At 61.6% G+C, this 17,496-nt stretch carries 16 protein-coding genes; 9 read left to right on the forward strand and 7 right to left on the reverse strand.

What is annotated here, in order from left to right:
* The first annotated feature begins 16 nt into the window (after window positions 1-16).
* Window positions 17-1,237: a serine/threonine transporter SstT gene (gene sstT, locus HX818_RS07445; RefSeq protein WP_003211235.1), complete on the forward strand. Its 1,221-nt coding sequence runs from the start codon at window positions 17-19 to the stop codon at window positions 1,235-1,237.
* 69 nt (window positions 1,238-1,306) lie between these two features.
* Here the strand turns inward: sstT and HX818_RS07450 are convergent, their stop codons facing one another.
* Window positions 1,307-1,816, reverse strand: coding sequence for a DUF1993 family protein (locus tag HX818_RS07450; protein WP_003211233.1), 510 nt, complete (start codon window positions 1,814-1,816; stop codon window positions 1,307-1,309).
* Window positions 1,817-1,942: 126 nt separating this feature from the next.
* On the opposite strand from HX818_RS07450, the gene HX818_RS07455 reads away from it, so the two are divergent.
* Complete coding sequence (locus HX818_RS07455; protein ID WP_003211232.1) at window positions 1,943-2,590, forward strand: YceH family protein; 648 nt, start codon at window positions 1,943-1,945, stop codon at window positions 2,588-2,590.
* Window positions 2,591-2,722: 132 nt separating this feature from the next.
* On the opposite strand, the gene HX818_RS07460 is transcribed toward HX818_RS07455, so the two are convergent.
* Entirely contained in the window at window positions 2,723-3,541 is an 819-nt protein-coding gene (locus HX818_RS07460; protein ID WP_177019739.1) for a shikimate 5-dehydrogenase, read from the reverse strand.
* Between the two features lie 241 nt (window positions 3,542-3,782).
* Between HX818_RS07460 and HX818_RS07465 the strand changes: the two genes are divergently transcribed.
* The 3 genes from HX818_RS07465 to HX818_RS07475 all read left to right on the forward strand — a co-directional run bounded on the left by HX818_RS07465 (window position 3,783) and on the right by HX818_RS07475 (window position 4,846).
* Complete coding sequence (locus HX818_RS07465; protein WP_008435927.1) at window positions 3,783-4,136, forward strand: hypothetical protein; 354 nt, start codon at window positions 3,783-3,785, stop codon at window positions 4,134-4,136.
* Between the two features lie 232 nt (window positions 4,137-4,368).
* Window positions 4,369-4,563 carry a hypothetical protein gene (locus tag HX818_RS07470; RefSeq protein WP_003211226.1) on the forward strand — a complete coding sequence of 65 codons (195 nt, stop codon included), beginning with the start codon at window positions 4,369-4,371 and terminating at the stop codon, window positions 4,561-4,563.
* A gap of 103 nt (window positions 4,564-4,666) precedes the next feature.
* Window positions 4,667-4,846, forward strand: a complete 180-nt coding sequence (locus tag HX818_RS07475; protein WP_003211225.1) for a hypothetical protein — start codon at window positions 4,667-4,669, stop codon at window positions 4,844-4,846.
* On the opposite strand, the gene HX818_RS07480 is transcribed toward HX818_RS07475, so the two are convergent.
* Window positions 4,843-5,904: an AI-2E family transporter gene (locus HX818_RS07480; RefSeq protein WP_087694104.1), complete on the reverse strand. Its 1,062-nt coding sequence runs from the start codon at window positions 5,902-5,904 to the stop codon at window positions 4,843-4,845. The two genes, HX818_RS07475 and HX818_RS07480, sit on opposite strands and share 4 nt — an antisense overlap.
* Before the next feature lie 149 nt (window positions 5,905-6,053).
* Between HX818_RS07480 and yegQ the strand changes: the two genes are divergently transcribed.
* The 4 genes from yegQ to HX818_RS07500 all read left to right on the forward strand — a co-directional run bounded on the left by yegQ (window position 6,054) and on the right by HX818_RS07500 (window position 13,066).
* On the forward strand, window positions 6,054-7,373 hold the full coding sequence (gene yegQ, locus HX818_RS07485; RefSeq protein ID WP_177019740.1) for a tRNA 5-hydroxyuridine modification protein YegQ: 1,320 nt from the start codon (window positions 6,054-6,056) through the stop codon (window positions 7,371-7,373).
* Between the two features lie 226 nt (window positions 7,374-7,599).
* Window positions 7,600-8,841 carry an exonuclease SbcCD subunit D C-terminal domain-containing protein gene (locus tag HX818_RS07490; protein WP_177019741.1) on the forward strand — a complete coding sequence of 414 codons (1,242 nt, stop codon included), beginning with the start codon at window positions 7,600-7,602 and terminating at the stop codon, window positions 8,839-8,841.
* Window positions 8,838-12,476 (forward strand): SbcC/MukB-like Walker B domain-containing protein, encoded by a 3,639-nt coding sequence (locus HX818_RS07495; protein WP_177019742.1) that lies wholly within the window; start codon window positions 8,838-8,840, stop codon window positions 12,474-12,476. Before HX818_RS07490 ends, HX818_RS07495 begins: the two co-directional genes overlap by 4 nt.
* The gene (locus HX818_RS07500) at window positions 12,473-13,066 is read left to right on the forward strand and encodes a glutathione S-transferase (protein ID WP_177019743.1); all 594 of its coding nucleotides are present in this window, start codon (window positions 12,473-12,475) and stop codon (window positions 13,064-13,066) included. The genes HX818_RS07495 and HX818_RS07500 overlap by 4 nt, the downstream gene beginning before the upstream one ends.
* 131 nt (window positions 13,067-13,197) lie before the next feature.
* Here HX818_RS07500 and HX818_RS07505 read toward each other — a convergent pair whose 3' ends face one another.
* From HX818_RS07505 to HX818_RS07520, 4 genes are all read right to left on the reverse strand, one after another.
* Window positions 13,198-13,377, reverse strand: coding sequence for a hypothetical protein (locus HX818_RS07505; protein WP_003211212.1), 180 nt, complete (start codon window positions 13,375-13,377; stop codon window positions 13,198-13,200).
* A 156-nt stretch (window positions 13,378-13,533) separates the two neighbouring features.
* Complete coding sequence (locus tag HX818_RS07510) at window positions 13,534-14,709, reverse strand: lactonase family protein (protein WP_177019744.1); 1,176 nt, start codon at window positions 14,707-14,709, stop codon at window positions 13,534-13,536.
* Window positions 14,696-14,992, reverse strand: a complete 297-nt coding sequence (locus tag HX818_RS07515) for a DUF5629 family protein (RefSeq protein ID WP_008435940.1) — start codon at window positions 14,990-14,992, stop codon at window positions 14,696-14,698. Before HX818_RS07515 ends, HX818_RS07510 begins: the two co-directional genes overlap by 14 nt.
* 118 nt (window positions 14,993-15,110) lie before the next feature.
* Window positions 15,111-17,486 carry an RND family transporter gene (locus HX818_RS07520; protein WP_003211205.1) on the reverse strand — a complete coding sequence of 792 codons (2,376 nt, stop codon included), beginning with the start codon at window positions 17,484-17,486 and terminating at the stop codon, window positions 15,111-15,113.
* Window positions 17,487-17,496 lie beyond the last annotated feature (10 nt).

Genomic DNA, 17,496 nt, shown 5'->3' on the forward strand with positions numbered 1-17,496 from the left:
CAGAGACAACCTTTTTATGACTGCTGCCCCTTCCCTCTTTCAACGCCTGATGTCTATCAGCCTGGTCACCCAAATTGTCATCGGCCTGATCGCCGGTATCCTGTTGGCCCTGCTGTTGCCCGACGTCGCACAAGCCACCGGGTTTATTGGCAAGGTCTTTGTCTCGGCGCTCAAGGCCGTCGCGCCCATCCTGGTATTTGTGCTGGTGATGGCCTCGATTGCCAGCCACAAGCACGGCCAGGAAACCCATATCCGCCCGATCCTGTTCCTGTACCTGCTGGGCACGTTCGCTGCCGCCGTGGTCGCGGTGATCGCCAGCACGCTGTTCCCCTCCTCGCTGGTGCTGGCCACCCACGATGTGGCCGTCAGCCCTCCCGGCGGTATCGGTGATGTGTTGCAAAGCCTGTTGCTGAGCGTGGTGGACAACCCGGTCAGCGCCCTGATGAACGCCAATTTCATCGGTATCCTGGCGTGGGCCATCGGCATGGGCATCGCCATTCGCCATGCCAGCGACACCACCCGCACCGTGCTGGGGGACCTGTCCAACGGCGTCACGCTGATCGTGCGCATGGTGATCCGCTTCGCGCCCCTGGGGATTTTCGGCCTGGTGGCCTCGACCCTCGCCACGTCCGGCTTCGGCGCCCTGCTGGGCTACGCACACCTGCTTTTGGTGTTGATCGGCTGCATGCTGTTCGTCGCGCTGGTGATCAACCCGGCCATCGTGTTCTGGAAGCTGCGCCGCAACCCTTACCCGCTGGTGCTGATGTGCCTGCGGGAAAGCGGGATCACCGCGTTTTTCACCCGCAGTTCGGCGGCCAACATTCCGGTCAACCTGGCGTTGAGCAAGCGCCTGGGCCTGCATGAAGACACGTACTCGGTGTCGATCCCGCTGGGCGCCACCATCAATATGGCCGGCGCTGCCATCACCATCACCGTGCTGACCCTGGCCGCCGTGCACACCCTGGGCATTGCCGTGGACATCCCCACCGCCGTGCTGCTCAGCGTGGTCGCGGCGGTGTGTGCCTGCGGCGCGTCGGGGGTTGCCGGGGGCTCGCTGCTGTTGATCCCGCTGGCGTGCAGCCTGTTCGGCATTCCCAGCGAAATCGCCATGCAGGTGGTGGCCGTGGGCTTCATCATCGGCGTGTTGCAGGACTCGGCGGAGACCGCACTGAACTCGTCCACCGATGTGTTGTTCACTGCTGCCGCGTGCCTGGGCAAGGAAGAACAAGCCGCGTAGACCTTGCGCGCACAAAAAAAGCCCGGGGCGGTTCGTGAATGAACCGCCCCGGGCTTTTTATTACAAGGCTTAGAACGCGCCCATGTAGTCGCGCTTGCCCACTTCCACGCCGTTGTGACGCAGCAAGGCGTAAGCGGTGGTGACGTGGAAGAAGAACTGCGGCAGGCCGTAGCTCAGCAGGTACGACTGGCCGCTGAAGCGCTTCTCTTTCGGGGTGCCAGGGCGAGTGATGATCTCGATGCCTTCTTTACCGTCGACCTGGGCCGGGGTGATGGTGTCGATAAACGCCAGGACCTTGGCGATCAGCGCTTGCAGGTCGGCGAAGGTGACTTCTGTATCGTCGTATTTCGGAACTTCGATTTCAGCCAGGCGGGCAGAAACGCCTTTGGCGAAGTCGACGGCGATCTGCACCTGGCGCACCAGCGGGAACATGTCCGGGTACAGGCGTGCCTGCAGGAAGGCGTTCGGGTCGATGTTCTTGGCGGTGGCGTGGGCCTCGGCCTTGTTCAGCACATCGCTCAGGGCGTTGAGCATTTGCTTGAAGACCGGGAGGGAAGCGGCGTACAGGGAAATAGTCATGACAGTCTCGACAGTTGTGGCAGGGTTTGAAACAGCCGCGATTATAGACATGCCGGCCACCGGCGCCGCTTGTCTTTTATTTTTTCAGGATTAGGCTAGTGAGCTCACTGCATTAGGGAAAGCGCGATGACCACCGAGCACGACACCACTTCCGAAGAGCCGCGCCTGAACAGCACGGAAATCCGCATCCTGGGCTGCCTGATCGAAAAACAGGCCACCAGCCCTGAAACCTACCCGTTGACCCTCAACGCGCTGGTGATCGCCTGTAACCAGAAAACCAGCCGCGAACCGGTGATGAACCTCAGCCAGGGCCAGGTTGGCCAGAGCCTGCGGGCCCTGGAAGGCCGCGGGTTTACCCGGCTGGTGATGGGCAGCCGCGCCGACCGCTGGGAGCATCGGGTGGACAAGGCGCTGGAGCTGGTGCCGGCCCAGGTGATTCTCAGCGGGTTGCTGTTCCTGCGGGGGCCGCAGACGGTCAACGAACTGCTGACCCGGAGCGGGCGCATGCATGACTTTGAAGACGCCGAGCAGGTGGTGCATCAACTGGAACGCCTGATTGCCCGTGGGCTGGCGTTGTTGGTGCCGCGTCAGTCGGGGCAGCGGGAAGATCGGTACATGCACGCCCTGGGCGACCCGGCGGACATTGAAGCGATCCTGGCGGCACGTGGGAATCCGGTGGAGCGTGGTGCGGGAAGTGGGGTTTCCCTGGAGCGTATCGAAGAGCTGGAAGCGCGGATTGCGGCGCTGGAAGAGCGCCTTTCGCGGCTGGAGTAATGTTTGTGGTGAGTGAGCTTTAGTGGCGAGGGAGCTTGCTCCCGCTGGAGTGCGTAGCGCTCCCATTCTCTTGGGGCTGCTGCGCAACCCAGCGGGAGCAAGCTCCCTCGCCACAAATGTCAGCGGTGATGCTCAGCTTCGGGCAAACGCCACCGCCGCCTGAAACTGCTCATCCGTCGGCCGTACGCCGGTGTACAGCACAAACTGCTCCAAGGCCTGGATGGCGATCACTTCCAAACCGGTGATCACGCGTTTGCCCTGAGCGCGGCCCCGCAGGATCAGTGGCGTTTCCGAGGGAATCGCCACCACATCGAACACCGTTTCGGCCGCATCAATCGCGTCGGCCTCAAATGCCAACTGGTCAGCTTCCGCCCCGCCCGTCATGCCGACCGGCGTGACGTTGATCAGCATCTGCGGACGTAAAGCCCCCAACTCCGCCTGCCATTCATAACCCAGGCTCCGGGCCAATGCCGGGCCCGCCACTTCATTACGCGCCACAATCACGCCCTTGGCGTAACCACCATCGCGCAATGCGCTGGCCACGGCCTTGGCCATGCCGCCACTGCCGCGCAAGGCAAAGGTCGAGTCCTTGGGCACTGCATGCTTCTTCAGCAGTTGCTCAATAGCGATGTAATCGGTGTTGTAAGCCTTCAGATGGCCGTTGGTGTTGACGATGGTATTGATTGACGCAATGGCCCGCGCCGAATCGTCCAGCTCATCCACCAGGGCAATACAGGCTTCCTTGAACGGCATCGACACGCCACAACCCCGAATGCCCAAGGCCCGAATGCCACCGACGGCGCCAGGCAGGTCCTGGCTACTGAAGGCCTTGTAGTAGAAATTCAACCCCAACTGCTCGTACAGGTGGTTATGAAAGCGCAGGCCAAAGTTCCCGGGGCGCGCCGACAGTGACATGCACAGTTGGGTGTCCTTGTTGGGGTTCATCTGCATCGGTAACTCCTTGAAGCCATTCCAGAGGCGGTTTCGGATAGACGGAATACCCGCGCCGGCGGGTTGTCATGGATCATACGCACTGTGCCCGGCCACTTGTGTAAGCCAACCGATACAGACCTTACACAACCTTTACCTATCGGCTGTGCTGTTTTTTAGAAATACGCTGTCTTAAAAGTATCCCCGCGACAATCCTTGAGTCGATTGATTGCAGACCATGAGCGCAGGGGCTAACCGAGGAATGACCATGATTCGTAAACTCCCCAAGATCGCCTTGCTGATCGGCGCACTCGCTATGGCAGGACAGGCCTCCGCCCACGGTGGTGGTTGGGGTGCTCCGCTCGCACTGGGAGCCGTTGTTGGTGCAGTGGTAGGCGGCTCGATCGTCGCCAGTCAATCGCGGCCGGTCTACGTGCAACAACCGGTGTATGTCCAGCCGCAGCCGGTGTATGCCGCTCCGCCGCCGGTCTACTACGCACCGCCACCGCCTGTGTATGTGCAACAACAGGTTTATTATCGCCCGGCGCCGGTCTACTACGGCCCACCGCGCGGCTACTACGGCCCTCCACACGGCTATTACGGTCGCGGCTGGTAAGCCTCAACTGATACACCTGAACAGGCTCCGCCCTAAAAGCGGGGCCTTTTTTTGGCCTGCAGGTCTGAATAAATCTCGCCAAGGTCGTTATAAGGACAATGGCTGTGGCCAAATCCCACATCATTGATCTCAATAGGCGCTTGCCCGAACGGGGCCTGCGCTGTCATGTTTGTGTCTCAAAAGGCTTCCACTATCAACACTGTCCGACCAATAACAACAAGGACGATTGCCCATGCCCACGCAAAACCCACATCGCACCGCCGGCCTCTGCACCTCGAGCAAGGTCTATAGCGTACTGACGGAGCTCAAGGCCCTGGAAGGCCATCGCAACGCCAAGTTCCTGTCCTTGCTGACGGAAAACCTGGTGCGCAAGGGCCTGCTCAGTGAACAGGAAGTGGTGCATATGCTCGACCAGGTGGTCGACTGACTGAGGGTCGCTCGATAACAGTGATGTCGACTATCGAGCAGGTTGATTTTCCCTGAAGGCCCACGCACCGTAATGTCACCTCCATAGCGTATCGGAGGTCATCATGCCCACTATTCAAATCATGTCTGTCATCGGCAGTGCCGTTCCCGCCTCTCTCCGGGAGCTGGGTCTACTCGCCTGCTGGTACCTGGTACGCGATGGCGAAGCCATCAGCGGCCCACTCACTTCACTACCGGCCGCCCAGGCCCTGTCGGTCAAAATGGCGCATTGCTTTCATGCCTAAGGCAGTTGCACCCGCGGTTTGGTTTCCACAAACAGCGCCCAGCTGGACATGAACAACGCAGCAATCAGTGGCCCGATGACAAAGCCGTTCAAGCCAAAGATCGACAGGCCGCCCAAAGTTGAGATAAGGATCAGGTAATCCGGCATGCGGGTGTCCTTGCCCACCAGGATGGGCCTTAGCACATTGTCCACCAGCCCGATCACAAATACCCCGAACAACCCGAGCACCACGCCCTGCCAGATCGACCCGCTCAGCAGGAAGTACGCCGCCACCGGCCCCCACACAATCCCCGCGCCCACCGCCGGCAGCAGCGACAGAAACGCCATCAACACCGCCCAGAGCAGCGCGCTGGGAATGTCCAGGAACCAGAAGATCAAACCACCCAACGCGCCTTGCGTGACCGCTACCAGCACGTTGCCTTTCACCGTGGCACGCACCACCCGGTTGAACTTCAATTGCAGGCGACGCTTCTGCGGTTCGGCCAGCGGCACCGCGGTGCGCACCTTGCGCACCAGCTCGGGGCCATCGCGCAGCAGGAAGAACAGCAAGTACAGCATGATGAAAAAGCTCACCAGGAAATCAAACGTGCCCTGGCCAAAGCTGAACGCCTGGGTCGCAAAAAACTGGCTGCCCTGCATCGCACTCTTGACGATCTTCTCCCGCAGGCCTTCCAGGTTGCCCATGCCGAAGCGGTCCAGCAGATGCTGGAAATACGGTGGCAGGAAGTTCTTGAACTGCTCGATATACCCGGCAACGTCGAGCTTGCCGCTCTCGACGTTCTTGTAAAGCGTCGCGCCCTCCTGCACCAGCAAGGCACTGGTGATGATCACCGGCAGAATCGCGATTATCAGGCACACCGTCAGGGTTGCCAGAGATGTGAGATTGCGGTTCCAGCCAAAACGTTGCTGGAAGCGCCGTTGCATCGGCGCAAAGATGATCCCCAGGATCACCGCCCAGAACACCGCGCCGTAGAACGGCAGCAAAATCCAGATAAACGCGATGGTCACCAGGGCGAGCAGTAACAGCAGGGTTTTGAATTGCAGATTGGTTTGGTTCATGTCCGGTCCATGTCTAAAACACCAGGCGCTCATGTGCGCCTTGATGTTTAGTCCACTGCAAATCCCGCGAGTGCCCTACTTATTAGACCTGGATCAATAAACTGCGCACCCGGCCCGGCTACCCTGCCGCCCTTTTGCGACCCGAACCCATGCCTCCCGTTATCGCCCCCGAACTGCTCGCCCCCGCCGGCACCCTGAAAAACATGCGTTATGCCTTTGCCTACGGTGCCGATGCCGTCTACGCCGGGCAACCGCGCTACAGCCTGCGGGTGCGCAATAACGAGTTCGACCACGCCAACCTCGCCCTCGGCATCCAGGAAGCCCAGGCCCAGGGCAAGCGGTTCTATGTGGTGGTCAACATAGCGCCTCACAACGCCAAGCTGAAAACCTTCCTCAAGGACCTTGCCCCGGTGATCGCCATGGGCCCGGATGCGCTGATCATATCCGACCCGGGCCTGATCATGCTGGTGCGCCGACACTTCCCACACATGCCGATCCACCTGTCGGTACAGGCCAATACGGTGAACTGGGCCAGCGTCGAATTCTGGCAGGCGCAGGGCATCTGCCGGATCATCCTGTCCCGGGAGTTGTCACTGGAGGAAATCGACGAGATTCGCCAGCAAGTCCCCGCCATGGAGCTGGAAGTGTTTGTGCACGGTGCGCTGTGCATGGCCTATTCCGGGCGCTGCCTGCTGTCGGGCTACATGAACAAGCGGGATGCCAACCAGGGCACCTGCACCAACGCCTGCCGCTGGAAATACCAGGCGACGCCTGCGGTGGAAAACGCCGCCGGCGACATCGTGCAGCACTATGCGCCCGAGCCGACCCTGGGCCTCGGTGCGCCCACCGACCAGGTGTTCCTGCTGCAGGAGGCCAATCGCCCCGACGAACAGATGCCCGCCTTCGAAGATGAACACGGCACCTACATCATGAACGCCAAGGACCTGCGGGCGGTGCAGCACGTCGAGCGGCTGACGCGCATGGGCGTGCACTCGTTGAAGATCGAAGGCCGCACCAAATCCCACTTTTACTGCGCCCGCACCACCCAGGTATATCGCCAGGCGATTGATGACGCGGTGGCCGGGCGCGACTTTGACCGGGGCTTGATGACCAACCTCGAATCCCTGGCCCAGCGCGGCTACACCGAGGGTTTCCTGCGCCGGCACGTGCACGATGAGTATCAGAACTATCAGAACGGCAGCTCGGTGTCCGAACGCCAGCAGTTCGTCGGCGAACTGACCGGTGAACGGCGCGGCGAACTGGCCGAGGTCAAGGTCAAGAACCGTTTTGCCGTGGGCAATCACCTGGAACTGATGACCCCGGCGGGGAATTTCCACTTTGACCTGGGCTCATTGCACAACGCCAAGGGCGAGGCCATCGCGGTGGCGCCGGGTGACGGGCATACGGTGTATTTGCCGATCCCGGCGGAGATGGACCTGCGTTTCGGCCTTTTGATGCGCGACGTTTAACTTCGCCAGACACCTCAATGAGTGTGAGACAGCTTGCTGTGGTGAGGGAGCTTGCTCCCTCACCACAGCAAGCTCCCCCACCACAGCACTCTCCTTCACCACCGCAAGCTCCTCACCACAAAAAGCAGGGCGTACGCGCACTAGGTTCATTTGCAAAGTAGAATTGGCGGTTCTGCGTACCGCCACCTTGTCTTGAGCGGTCACCCTCTTTTTTACGGAGATCGCCTTGCGTCTGTTTCACACCTCCGACTGGCACCTTGGGCAAAACCTGCACGGCCAGGAACGCGACTTCGAACACGCCTGCTTCCTCGACTGGCTGCTGGGCCAGTTGGGCCTGCATCGCCCGGATGTGCTGCTGATCGCCGGCGATATTTTCGATACGGTCAACCCGCCGCTCAAGGCCCAGGAGCGGCTGTATGACTTCATCATCAGCGCCCACGAGCAAAACCCGGCGCTGACCATCGTGATGATCGCCGGCAACCACGACTCCGGCTCGCGCATCGAACTGCCGGCGCCGTTGATGCGCCGCCTGCGCACCCACGCCCTGGGCCGGGTGCTGTGGCTGGATGACGGACAACTGGATGTCGAACGCCTGCTGATTCCATTGCCCGGTGCCGACGGTGAAATTGCCGGCTGGTGCCTGGCATTGCCGTTCCTGCGCCCGGCCGAAGTGACCGGCGCACAACTGGGGGACGATTACCTGCGGGGCATCGGCCAGGTTCATGAATGGCTGATTGCCGCCGCCAATGCCAAGCGCCAGCCGGGCCAGGCACTGGTTGCCATCAGCCATGCGCACATGGCCGGCGGCTCGGTGTCGGAAGACTCCGAGCGCAGCCTGATCATCGGCAATGCCGAAGCGCTGCCGGCCAGCCTGTTCGATGCCACCGTCAGCTATGTGGCCCTCGGCCATTTGCATAAACCCCAGCGGGTGAATGGCGAGGAGCGGATTCGCTACTGCGGCTCACCGATTCCGCTGTCATTCTCGGAAATCGGCTACCAGCACCAGATCCTCGACGTGCAACTGGACGGCGAAATCCTGGTCAGCGTCGAATCCCGCCTGATCCCGCGCTCGGTCAACCTGCAACGCCTGGAAGCCGCGCCCCTGGCCGACATCCTCAAGCAACTGGCCGACCTGCCCGACATCGACCTGCTGGCCGAAACCCAGCGCCAACCGTGGCTGGAAGTGCGGGTGCGCCTCGACGAACCGCAGCCCGACCTGCGCCAGCAGGTGGAAAACGCCCTGCAAGGCAAGGCCGTGCGCCTGGTGCGCATCGCCGCTGAATACGCAGGTAGCGGAGGCCGTGAAGACAGCCAGGAAGACCGCCTGATCGAACTCGACCAGCTCACGCCCCAGGAGTTGTTCAGCCGCGCCTGGCAGGAAAGCTACGGCAGTGAAGTGGACGAACAGACCCTGAAGGACTTCGCCGTGCTGCTCCAGGAAGTGCAACAGGAGGGCGAACAGCCATGAAGATCCTCGCGATTCGCCTGAAAAACCTCGCCTCCCTGGCCGGGCCGTTTGAAATCGACTTTACCGCCGAGCCCCTGGCCAGCGCCGGGCTGTTCGCGATTACCGGGCCCACCGGCGCCGGTAAAAGTACCTTGCTCGATGCGCTGTGCCTGGCGCTGTTTGGCGCCGTGCCGCGCCTGGGCGATACCGGCCAGGCAAAAATGCCGGATGCCGATACCGATATTTCCATCGGTGACCCACGCACCCTGATTCGCCGGGGCACTGGCGGCGGTTATGCCGAAGTGGATTTTGTCGGCGTCAGTGGCCGCCGCTACCGCGCCCGCTGGGAAGCCAACCGCGCCCGGGACAAGGCCAGCGGCAAGCTGCAAGCCAGCCGGCAAAGCCTGATCGACCTGGACAGCGAGCAGCTGCTGGCCAGCCAGAAAACCGAATACAAGACCCAGCTGGAATTGGCCCTGGGCCTGAACTTCGAGCAGTTCACCCGCGCGGTGTTGCTGGCGCAAAGTGAGTTCAGCGCGTTCCTCAAGGCCAACGACAACGAGCGCAGCGAACTGCTGGAAAAGCTCACCGACACTGCGCTCTACACCCAACTCGGTCGCCGCGCCTTCGACAAGGCCAAGGACGCCCGGGACGCCCACAAACACCTGCAGGACCAGGCAACCGGCGTCACCCCGCTGGCCCCCGAGGCCCGCGCCGAACTCGACGAGCAGCTGGCCGCCGCACAGCAACAGCTCAAGACCCAGCAGGCGCAACTCAAGCAACTCGAGTTGCAGCACACCTGGCTGAAGGAACTGCGGGAATGGCAGGAGCGTCAACAAGGCGCGGTCGAGCAACTGCAACAGGCCCAGCAACACTGGGCAAGCCAGGGCCCGCAACGCCTGGACCTCAGCCGCCTGGAACAACTGGCGCCGCAACGTCACCACTTCGCCCGCCAGGCCGAACTGACCACGCAGCTGCAGCCCCTTGCCGCGCAGATCCAGCAGCACCTTGAGCAACAAACCGCGCTGCACACCCGCCAGACCCAACTGCAACAGCAACAGGCCGACGTGCAAGCCGCCCTCGCCCAGGCCCTCAAGCAGCAAGCCGACGCTGTGCCCTTGCTGCGCCAGGCCTTCGAGGAGCAAACCACCCTCGCCCACTTGACCCGCGAACTGGCCAAACGCAGCGAAGAGAAACAGCTGGGTGAAGCTGCCTGCGTGGAAGGCCAGGCGACGTTGAGCGGCTTGCTCGACAAGCAGAAAGTTGTCGCCGAGCGCCTGCACAGGCTGGCCGCAGAGCTTGAACGCAGCGCCGCCCTCGCGCCGTTGAGTGAGGCCTGGAGCGCCTACCGCGACCGCTTGCAACAGCTGATGCTGATCGGCAATCGCCTCAATAAAGGCCAGGCCGAACTGCCACAACTGGAAGAGCGCGCCACCCGTCTCGGTGAAAAATGGACCGAGCAACGCGAAGCCCTTGACCTGCTGTACCACGAAGCCGGCGCCGAACCCCATGCAGTGGCCGAACAAATCCAGTTGCTCGGCAGCCTGCTCCAGGACAACCGCAAGCAACATCGCGCGTTTGAGGACCTGGCGCGGCTGTGGAACAGCCATCAGCAACTCGACAGCCAGAGCCAGGCCCTGACGCAAAAGCAGACCCTCGCCCAGCAACAACGCGAACTGTTGAACCAGAGCGGCTTGCAGGCCAAGGCCGAGTTGGCCGTCGCCGAACAGACCCTGACCGTCACCAAGCAACTGCTGGAGCGCCAGCGCCTGGCCCGCAGTGCCAGCGTCGAAGAGTTGCGCGGCCAGCTGCAGGATGAGCAGCCGTGCCCGGTGTGCGGCAGTGTCGAGCACCCGTATCACCAGCCCGAAGCCATGCTGCAAAGCCTGACCCGCCACGACGAAAGCGAAGAAGCCAACGCGCAGCAAGCCGTGGATGTGCTCAAGGAAAAACTCACTGACCTGCGTGGCGAAGTGGGCGGCCTGATCGCCCAGCAAAAGGAATTCCTGCAACAACAGGAGCAACTCGCCAGCCAGTTGCAGGCCTTGCTGCCAAGCCTTGAAGCCCATCCGCTGTCGGCCTCGCTGTTCAACCAGGACGCGGCCAAGCGCGACGCCTGGCTCGCCCAGCAACTGAGCCAGCTCAGCCAGAGCCTCACCCAGGACGAGCAACGCCAGGGCGCCCTGCTCAACCTGCAACAGAACGCCGGGCGTTTGCAGCAACAACTGCAAGCCGCCCAGGACGCCAGCCAACAGGCGCGCCAGTTACTGATCGACCAGCAACGGGAACTGTCCAACGACCGCGAACGCCTGGACGAAGAACTCAACGCCTTCGCCAGCCTGCTGCCCACCGAGACCCTCGAAGGCCTGCGCAGCGAGCCGGCGGCGACCTTCATGTTGCTCGACCAGCAGGTCAGCCAGCGCCTGGAACAGCTCGACAACCAAAAGGAAGAATTGGCCGAGCAGCTACAGCGCCAGCAAGCCATCGAGAAAGAGCAGGACCGCCAGCAACATCGCCAGCAGCAGCTGGAGACTTTGCACAAACAGCTCGCCGAACAGAGCGCCCTGCAACACGCGGCCGAGGAAAAGCTCGCCGGTCTGCTGGGCGAAAGCCCCAGCGCCGAGCACTGGCAACAGCAGCTGGACCAGGCCGTCGAGCAGGCTCGCCAGCATGAGAGCGAGGCCAACCAGCAGTTGCAGGACACCCGCAACCAGTTGATCCAACTGGCCGCCGACCTCAAGTCGCTGCAAGAACGCCAACAGTCCCTGGAAACCGAACACGCGGCCCTCACTACGCGCCTGAGCGACTGGCGCGCGTTGCACCCGGAACTCGATGACGAAGGCCTGGCGCGCCTGGTGGCCTTCGATGAGCCGCAGGTGGCCGAGCTACGCCAGCAACTGCAACACAGCGAAAAAGCCATCGAGCAGGCCAAGGTGTTGCTGCAAGAGCGCGAACAGCGGCTCAAGGATCACCAGGCGCTGCACAACGGCAACCTCGACGCCGAGCAACTGGACAGCGCCCTGGCCGAACTCAATGCCGCGCTGATCATTGGCGAAAAACACTGCGCCGAACTGCGCGCCCAACAGGCCGACGACCAGCGCCGCCAGGATGCCAACCAGGCCCTGACAGCAGAGATCGCCAAGGCCTACGAAGAATGGCAACGCTGGGCACGCCTGAATGCGCTGATCGGCTCGGCCACCGGCGATACCTTCCGCAAGATCGCCCAGGCCTACAACCTCGACCTGCTGGTGCACCACGCCAACGTACAACTGCGCCAACTGGTGCGCCGCTACCGCCTCAAGCGCGGCGGCAGCATGCTCGGCCTGCTGGTACTCGACACGGAGATGGGCGACGAATTGCGCTCGGTGCATTCGTTGTCGGGTGGCGAGACATTCCTGGTGTCGCTGGCGCTGGCCTTGGGCCTGGCGTCGATGGCGTCGAGCACGTTGAAGATCGAATCGCTGTTCATCGACGAAGGCTTCGGCAGCCTCGACCCCGAGTCGCTGCAACTGGCGATGGACGCCCTCGACGGCTTGCAGGCCCAGGGCCGCAAGGTCGCGGTGATTTCCCATGTGCAGGAAATGCACGAGCGGATTCCGGTGCAGATTCAGGTCAAGCGCCAGGGCAATGGCTTGAGCACCCTGGAGGTCAAGTGAGCGAGGCCGTGTTGTATTCGTTCCGCCGTTGCCCCTATGCGATGCGGGCGCGGATGGCCCTGCGGTATTCAGGGCTGGCGGTGCAGATCATCGAGGTCAGCCTCAAGGCCAAGCCGGCGGAGATGCTCGCGTTGTCACCCAAAGGCACGGTGCCGGTGCTGAGCGTGGATGGCCGGGTGATCGATGAAAGCCTGGCGATCATGCGCTGGGCACTGGCACAGAACGATCCTGAGGGTTGGTTGCTTGGGGATGATCGGGCGACGCAGGCGCTGATTGAAGAGAATGATCAGGGCTTCAAACATCAATTGAATCGATACAAGTATGCCGAGCGCTATCCGGAGTATCCGACGGAGCATTATCGGGCCGAGGGTGAGGTGTTTTTGATGAGGCTGGAGGGGTTGCTGGCGGAGCGGGAGTATTTGCTGGCCGGGCATTTGAGCCTGGCGGATGTGGCACTTGCGCCGTTTGTGCGGCAGTTTGCCCATGTGGATCGGGAGTGGTTTGGCCAGGCGCCCTATCCGCGATTGCAGGGCTGGTTGCAACGCTTCCTGGAATCGCCGTTGTTCATCGCCGCGATGGCAAAAACCTGAGACTGTCGCAGGACAAAATGTGGGAGCGGGCTTGCTCGCGAAGGCGGTGTATCAGTCAGCCCATGTATAGACTGACCCGGCGCTTTCGCGAGCAAGCCCGCTCCCACATTTGATCTTCATCAGCTTCAAGATCAGTTCTGGATTTTGTGGTCCAGCGCTGCGTAGAAGTTGGCGCTTTGTTGCAGGTATTTCTGGGTGTAGGCGCTGGTGCTGGTTTTTTTGCTGCTGATTTCAACACTGGCGCTGGCTGGCAACGCTACGGTGGCGGAAACAGCGGAAGCGGCGATGATCGAGAAAAGATTGAAGTTCATGTCGGTAACCCTTGTGTTCGGTTGGCTTGGTGGCCTGTGTTGGCCTTGGAACCAAACTTACGCCCGAGGGGTTAGCCTTAGAAATTCATTGAAACACTAGCCGCTATTAATAGTATTAATACAACAAGTCAGGCCCCGCACTGCGGGGCCTGTGGCTTATTGCCGCACCAGGAACTTGAGGTCGCTGGGGGCATCAATCGCCAGTTTCTGCACGGTCTTGCCCAAAAGACCGGTCTTGGGATCGCGCTCGACGACCACAATCTCGTTGCTCTTCTGGTTGGCGATCAGCAGGAACTTGCCGCTGGGGTCCAGGGCGAACTCCCGGGGATGGTCACCTTCCACCGATCGGCGCTGGATCTCTTTGAGCTGCGCAGTGGCCGGGTCGATGGCAAACACCAACATCTGGTTGGCGGTGCCACGGTTGCTCACGTAGAGGAACTTGCCGTCGCTTGAGGTGTGCAGTGCAGCACCGGCCTTGTCGGACACCGGCTGGCCATCCGCGAAGTTGACCAGTTGCTTCTGGGTCAGCTTGCCATCGTTGTAGTCGAACACCGCCACTTGCGCGCTCATCTCGGTGGTCAGCCACGCGTGCTTACCGTCTGCGGTGAACAGCAGGTGCCGCGGGCCGCTGCCCGGTGGCAATTGCACAAACGCAGGGGCGGCCGGGGTCAGCGGCAGTTCGTGGTTGGCCTTGGGGTCGTAGTGGTAGGCAAAGATCTTGTCCGCCCCCAGGTCCTGGACAAACACGTACTTGCCGTCCGGCGAAGACACCACCGAATGCACGTGGTTGGACGCCTGGCGCTCCGGGTTGACCCGGCTGGCCGGGTGCCCGCTCAACTGCACCGGCGGCGACAGCTTGCCTTCGGTGTCTAGCGGCAGCACCGCGAGGCTGCCGCCCGGATCTTCCAGCACCGAATAGTTGGCCACGAACAGGTAGCGCCCGTCACTGGCCAGGCTGGAATGGGTCGGCTCGTTGCCCAGGCTCTGCACCTGGTTGATCAGGGTCAGTTGATGGTTCTTCGGGTCGATGCTGTAGCTGCTGACGCGCCCCACCGGGTCTTTTTGGCCCGGGCCGTTTTCGTTGACCACAAACAGGTGCTTCTGGTCCTTGGACAGGGTCAGCCACGACGGGTTGGCCGCCTTGGCGGCGAGCACCGGCTGGCCGCTGAACTGCCCGGTACGGCTGTCGAACTGCAAACGGTAGATACCTTCGCTGGTGCCGGCGGTGTAGCTGCCGACCAGCAATTCATAGGTGTCCACCGGCGCGGCCTGGACCGACATCGCGCCTACGCTGCCGGCCATCAGCAGGGGCCAGAATTTACGCATCATCATCCGCTTCATCCTCGTCATTATTGTTGCCGGTGACGCCGCTCATGCAGACCAGGCGGTGTTCGCCCTTGTCATCGGTAAGTGTCCAGCTTTGCAGGGTTTGATCAAAGGTCGCCGCCTTGACTTGCTCCAGGGTGAAACTCCAGCGCTTCTCGACGCGACCGTCCATGCAGATGATCAATAACGTCTGGTCATCCAGGCTGAAATCGAAGCTGTGCAGGCCATCGATTTCGACCATCTGGCAGTCTTCAAAAGCGTCGGGCAAGGTAGCGGTGTCGGCAGTCATAACCATCAATCATCAAGAGGAAAGACCTCATGATAGGTCAAATCGTTGCATCGGCCTAAGCCCGCGCAATGCAAAACGCCGTGGCACAGGCCACGGCGTTTTGGCAAACAGCGTTGGATCAGTGGGCGAACAGCGAATTGCCCTTCTGCCCCGCCAGCTTCTCGGGCTTGATCAGGAAGCGTGCCAGCGCCGGCAGCAGCCACAGCGCGCCGAACATGTTCCACAGCAGCATGAAGGTCAGCATCAGACCCATGTCGGCCTGGAACTTGATGGCCGAGAAGATCCAGGTGCATACGCCGATTGCCAGGCACAGGCCGGTGAACAGCACGGCTTTACCGGTGGACTTGAGCGTCTGGTAATAGGCTTCCTGCAACGGCAGGCCGGCCCGCAGGAAACTCTCCAGGCGGCTGTAGATGTAGATGCCGTAGTCCACGCCGATCCCTACCCCCAGCGCCACCACCGGCAAGGTCGCGACCTTGACGCCGATGCCCATGAACGCCATCAGCGCGTTGCCCAGCACCGAGGTCAGCACCAGCGGCAGCACGATGCACAGGGTCGCCGCCCACGAGCGGAAGGTGATCATGCACATGGTGGCCACGCACAGGTACACCAGGATCAGGATGGTCAGCTCGGACTCCTTGATCACCTCGTTGGTGGCCGCCTCGATCCCGGCGTTACCGGCGGCGAGGATGAATTCCAGGCCGTCCTTGTTGTTCTCTTTCGCGAAGTCCTGCACCGCATGCACCGCGCGGTCGAGGGTTTCGGCCTTGTGGTCGTTGAGGAACACCAGCACCGGCGCCAGGGAGCAATTGTTGTTGTACAGGCCATCGGCGCGGGCAATGGAGTTGTTCAGCACGTCCGGGTTGCGCGACAGGGTTTCCCATTTCAGGTTGCCCTCGTTCATGCCCTTGATCATCTGTTTGGACACGGTGACCAGCGAGATGGCCGACTGCACGCCTTCGGTGTTCTGCATCTTCCACATCAACTGGTCGATGGGCGCCATGGCTTCATACCGCGAGCAGCCTTCGGGCGGAGTCTTGACCATCACCACCAGCACGTCGGAGCTGGTGGAGTAGTTGTTGATGATGAAGTTGTTGTCCTTGTTGTAGCGCGAGTCAGGACGCAGTTCCGGTGCACCCTGGTCGAGGTCACCGATCTTCAGGTTCTGGCTGTACCAGAGGCCGCCACCGAAGGCGATCAGCGCCAGGGCTATCGACACCGGCGCGACCTTGGGGCTGGCGAACTTCGACAGCAGGCGCCAGAACGGGTGTTCGCGATGCGCATCCTTCTTGCTCTTGGCGATGGCGCGTTTGCTGATGCCGACATAGGAGATCGCCACCGGCAGCAGGATCAGGTTGGTGAACACGATGACCGCCACACCCACCGAAGCACCGATTGCCAGCTCGCGGATCACGCCGATATCGATGATCAACAGGGTGATAAAACCGACCGCATCGGCGAGGATCGCGATCATGCCCGGCAGGAACAGCTGGCGGAAGGTACGCCGGGCCGCGGTCAGGGCGTTGTCGGCATCACTGGATTGCAGGGCGATGCCGTTGATCTTCTGTACGCCGTGGGAAATACCGATGGCGAAGATCAGGAACGGCACGAGCATCGAGTAGGGATCCAGCCCGAAACCCAGGGCATGCATCAGCCCGAGCTGCCAGATCACCGCCACCAGCGTGGTGCTCAACACCGCGACGGTACTGCGCAGGCAGTTGGTAAACCACAGCAGCAGCACCAGGGTGATGACGAAGGCGATACCGAAGAACATCACCACCATCACCAGGCCGTCGATCAGGTCGCCGACCTTCTTGGCAAAACCGACAATGTGGATCTTGACGTTGGGGTTCTGCGCTTCGAACTTGTCGCGGATCTTGTCTTCGAGCTCATGGGAGAACTTGCGGTAGTCCAGGGCCAGCAGCTTGCCCTGGTCCTGTGGGTCCGGATAGGACTCCAGCAGCGGAATGTCGACGATGCTCGACTTGAAGTCGTTGGCCACCAACCGTCCGACCTGCCCGGACTTCAGCACGTTGTTGCGCAACTGGTCGAGGCTTTCCGGCGAGCCGTTGTAGCTCTGCGGGATCACTTCACCGCCGGCAAAGCCTTCTTCGGTAACTTCGGTCCAGCGCACGCTGGGGCTCCACAGGGACTTGAGGCCGGAGCGGTCGACGCCGGAGATGTAGAACACCTCGTCGTTGATCTGGCGCAGGGTCTCCATGTACTCCTTCGTGAAGATGTCACCGTCCTTGGCTTCCACCGAGATGCGCACCGTGTTGCCCAGGTTCGCCAGGTCGTTGCGGTGCTCCATCATCCTCTCGATGAAGGGGTGCTGGAGGGGGATCATTTTTTCGAAGCTGGTGGACGGGCGAATCAACGTCGCCTGCCAGAACAGGAAAATACTCACCAGCAGGCAGATCGTGATGACTGCCGGGCGGTTATTGAAAATCAGGCGCTCGAGAAACGTGGCCTTGTCGTTGTGATGACTGCTCATTGTGTCCCCG

It is taken from the genome of Pseudomonas sp. F9001 (assembly GCF_013385435.1).
Taxonomy (GTDB): Bacteria; Pseudomonadota; Gammaproteobacteria; order Pseudomonadales; family Pseudomonadaceae; genus Aquipseudomonas.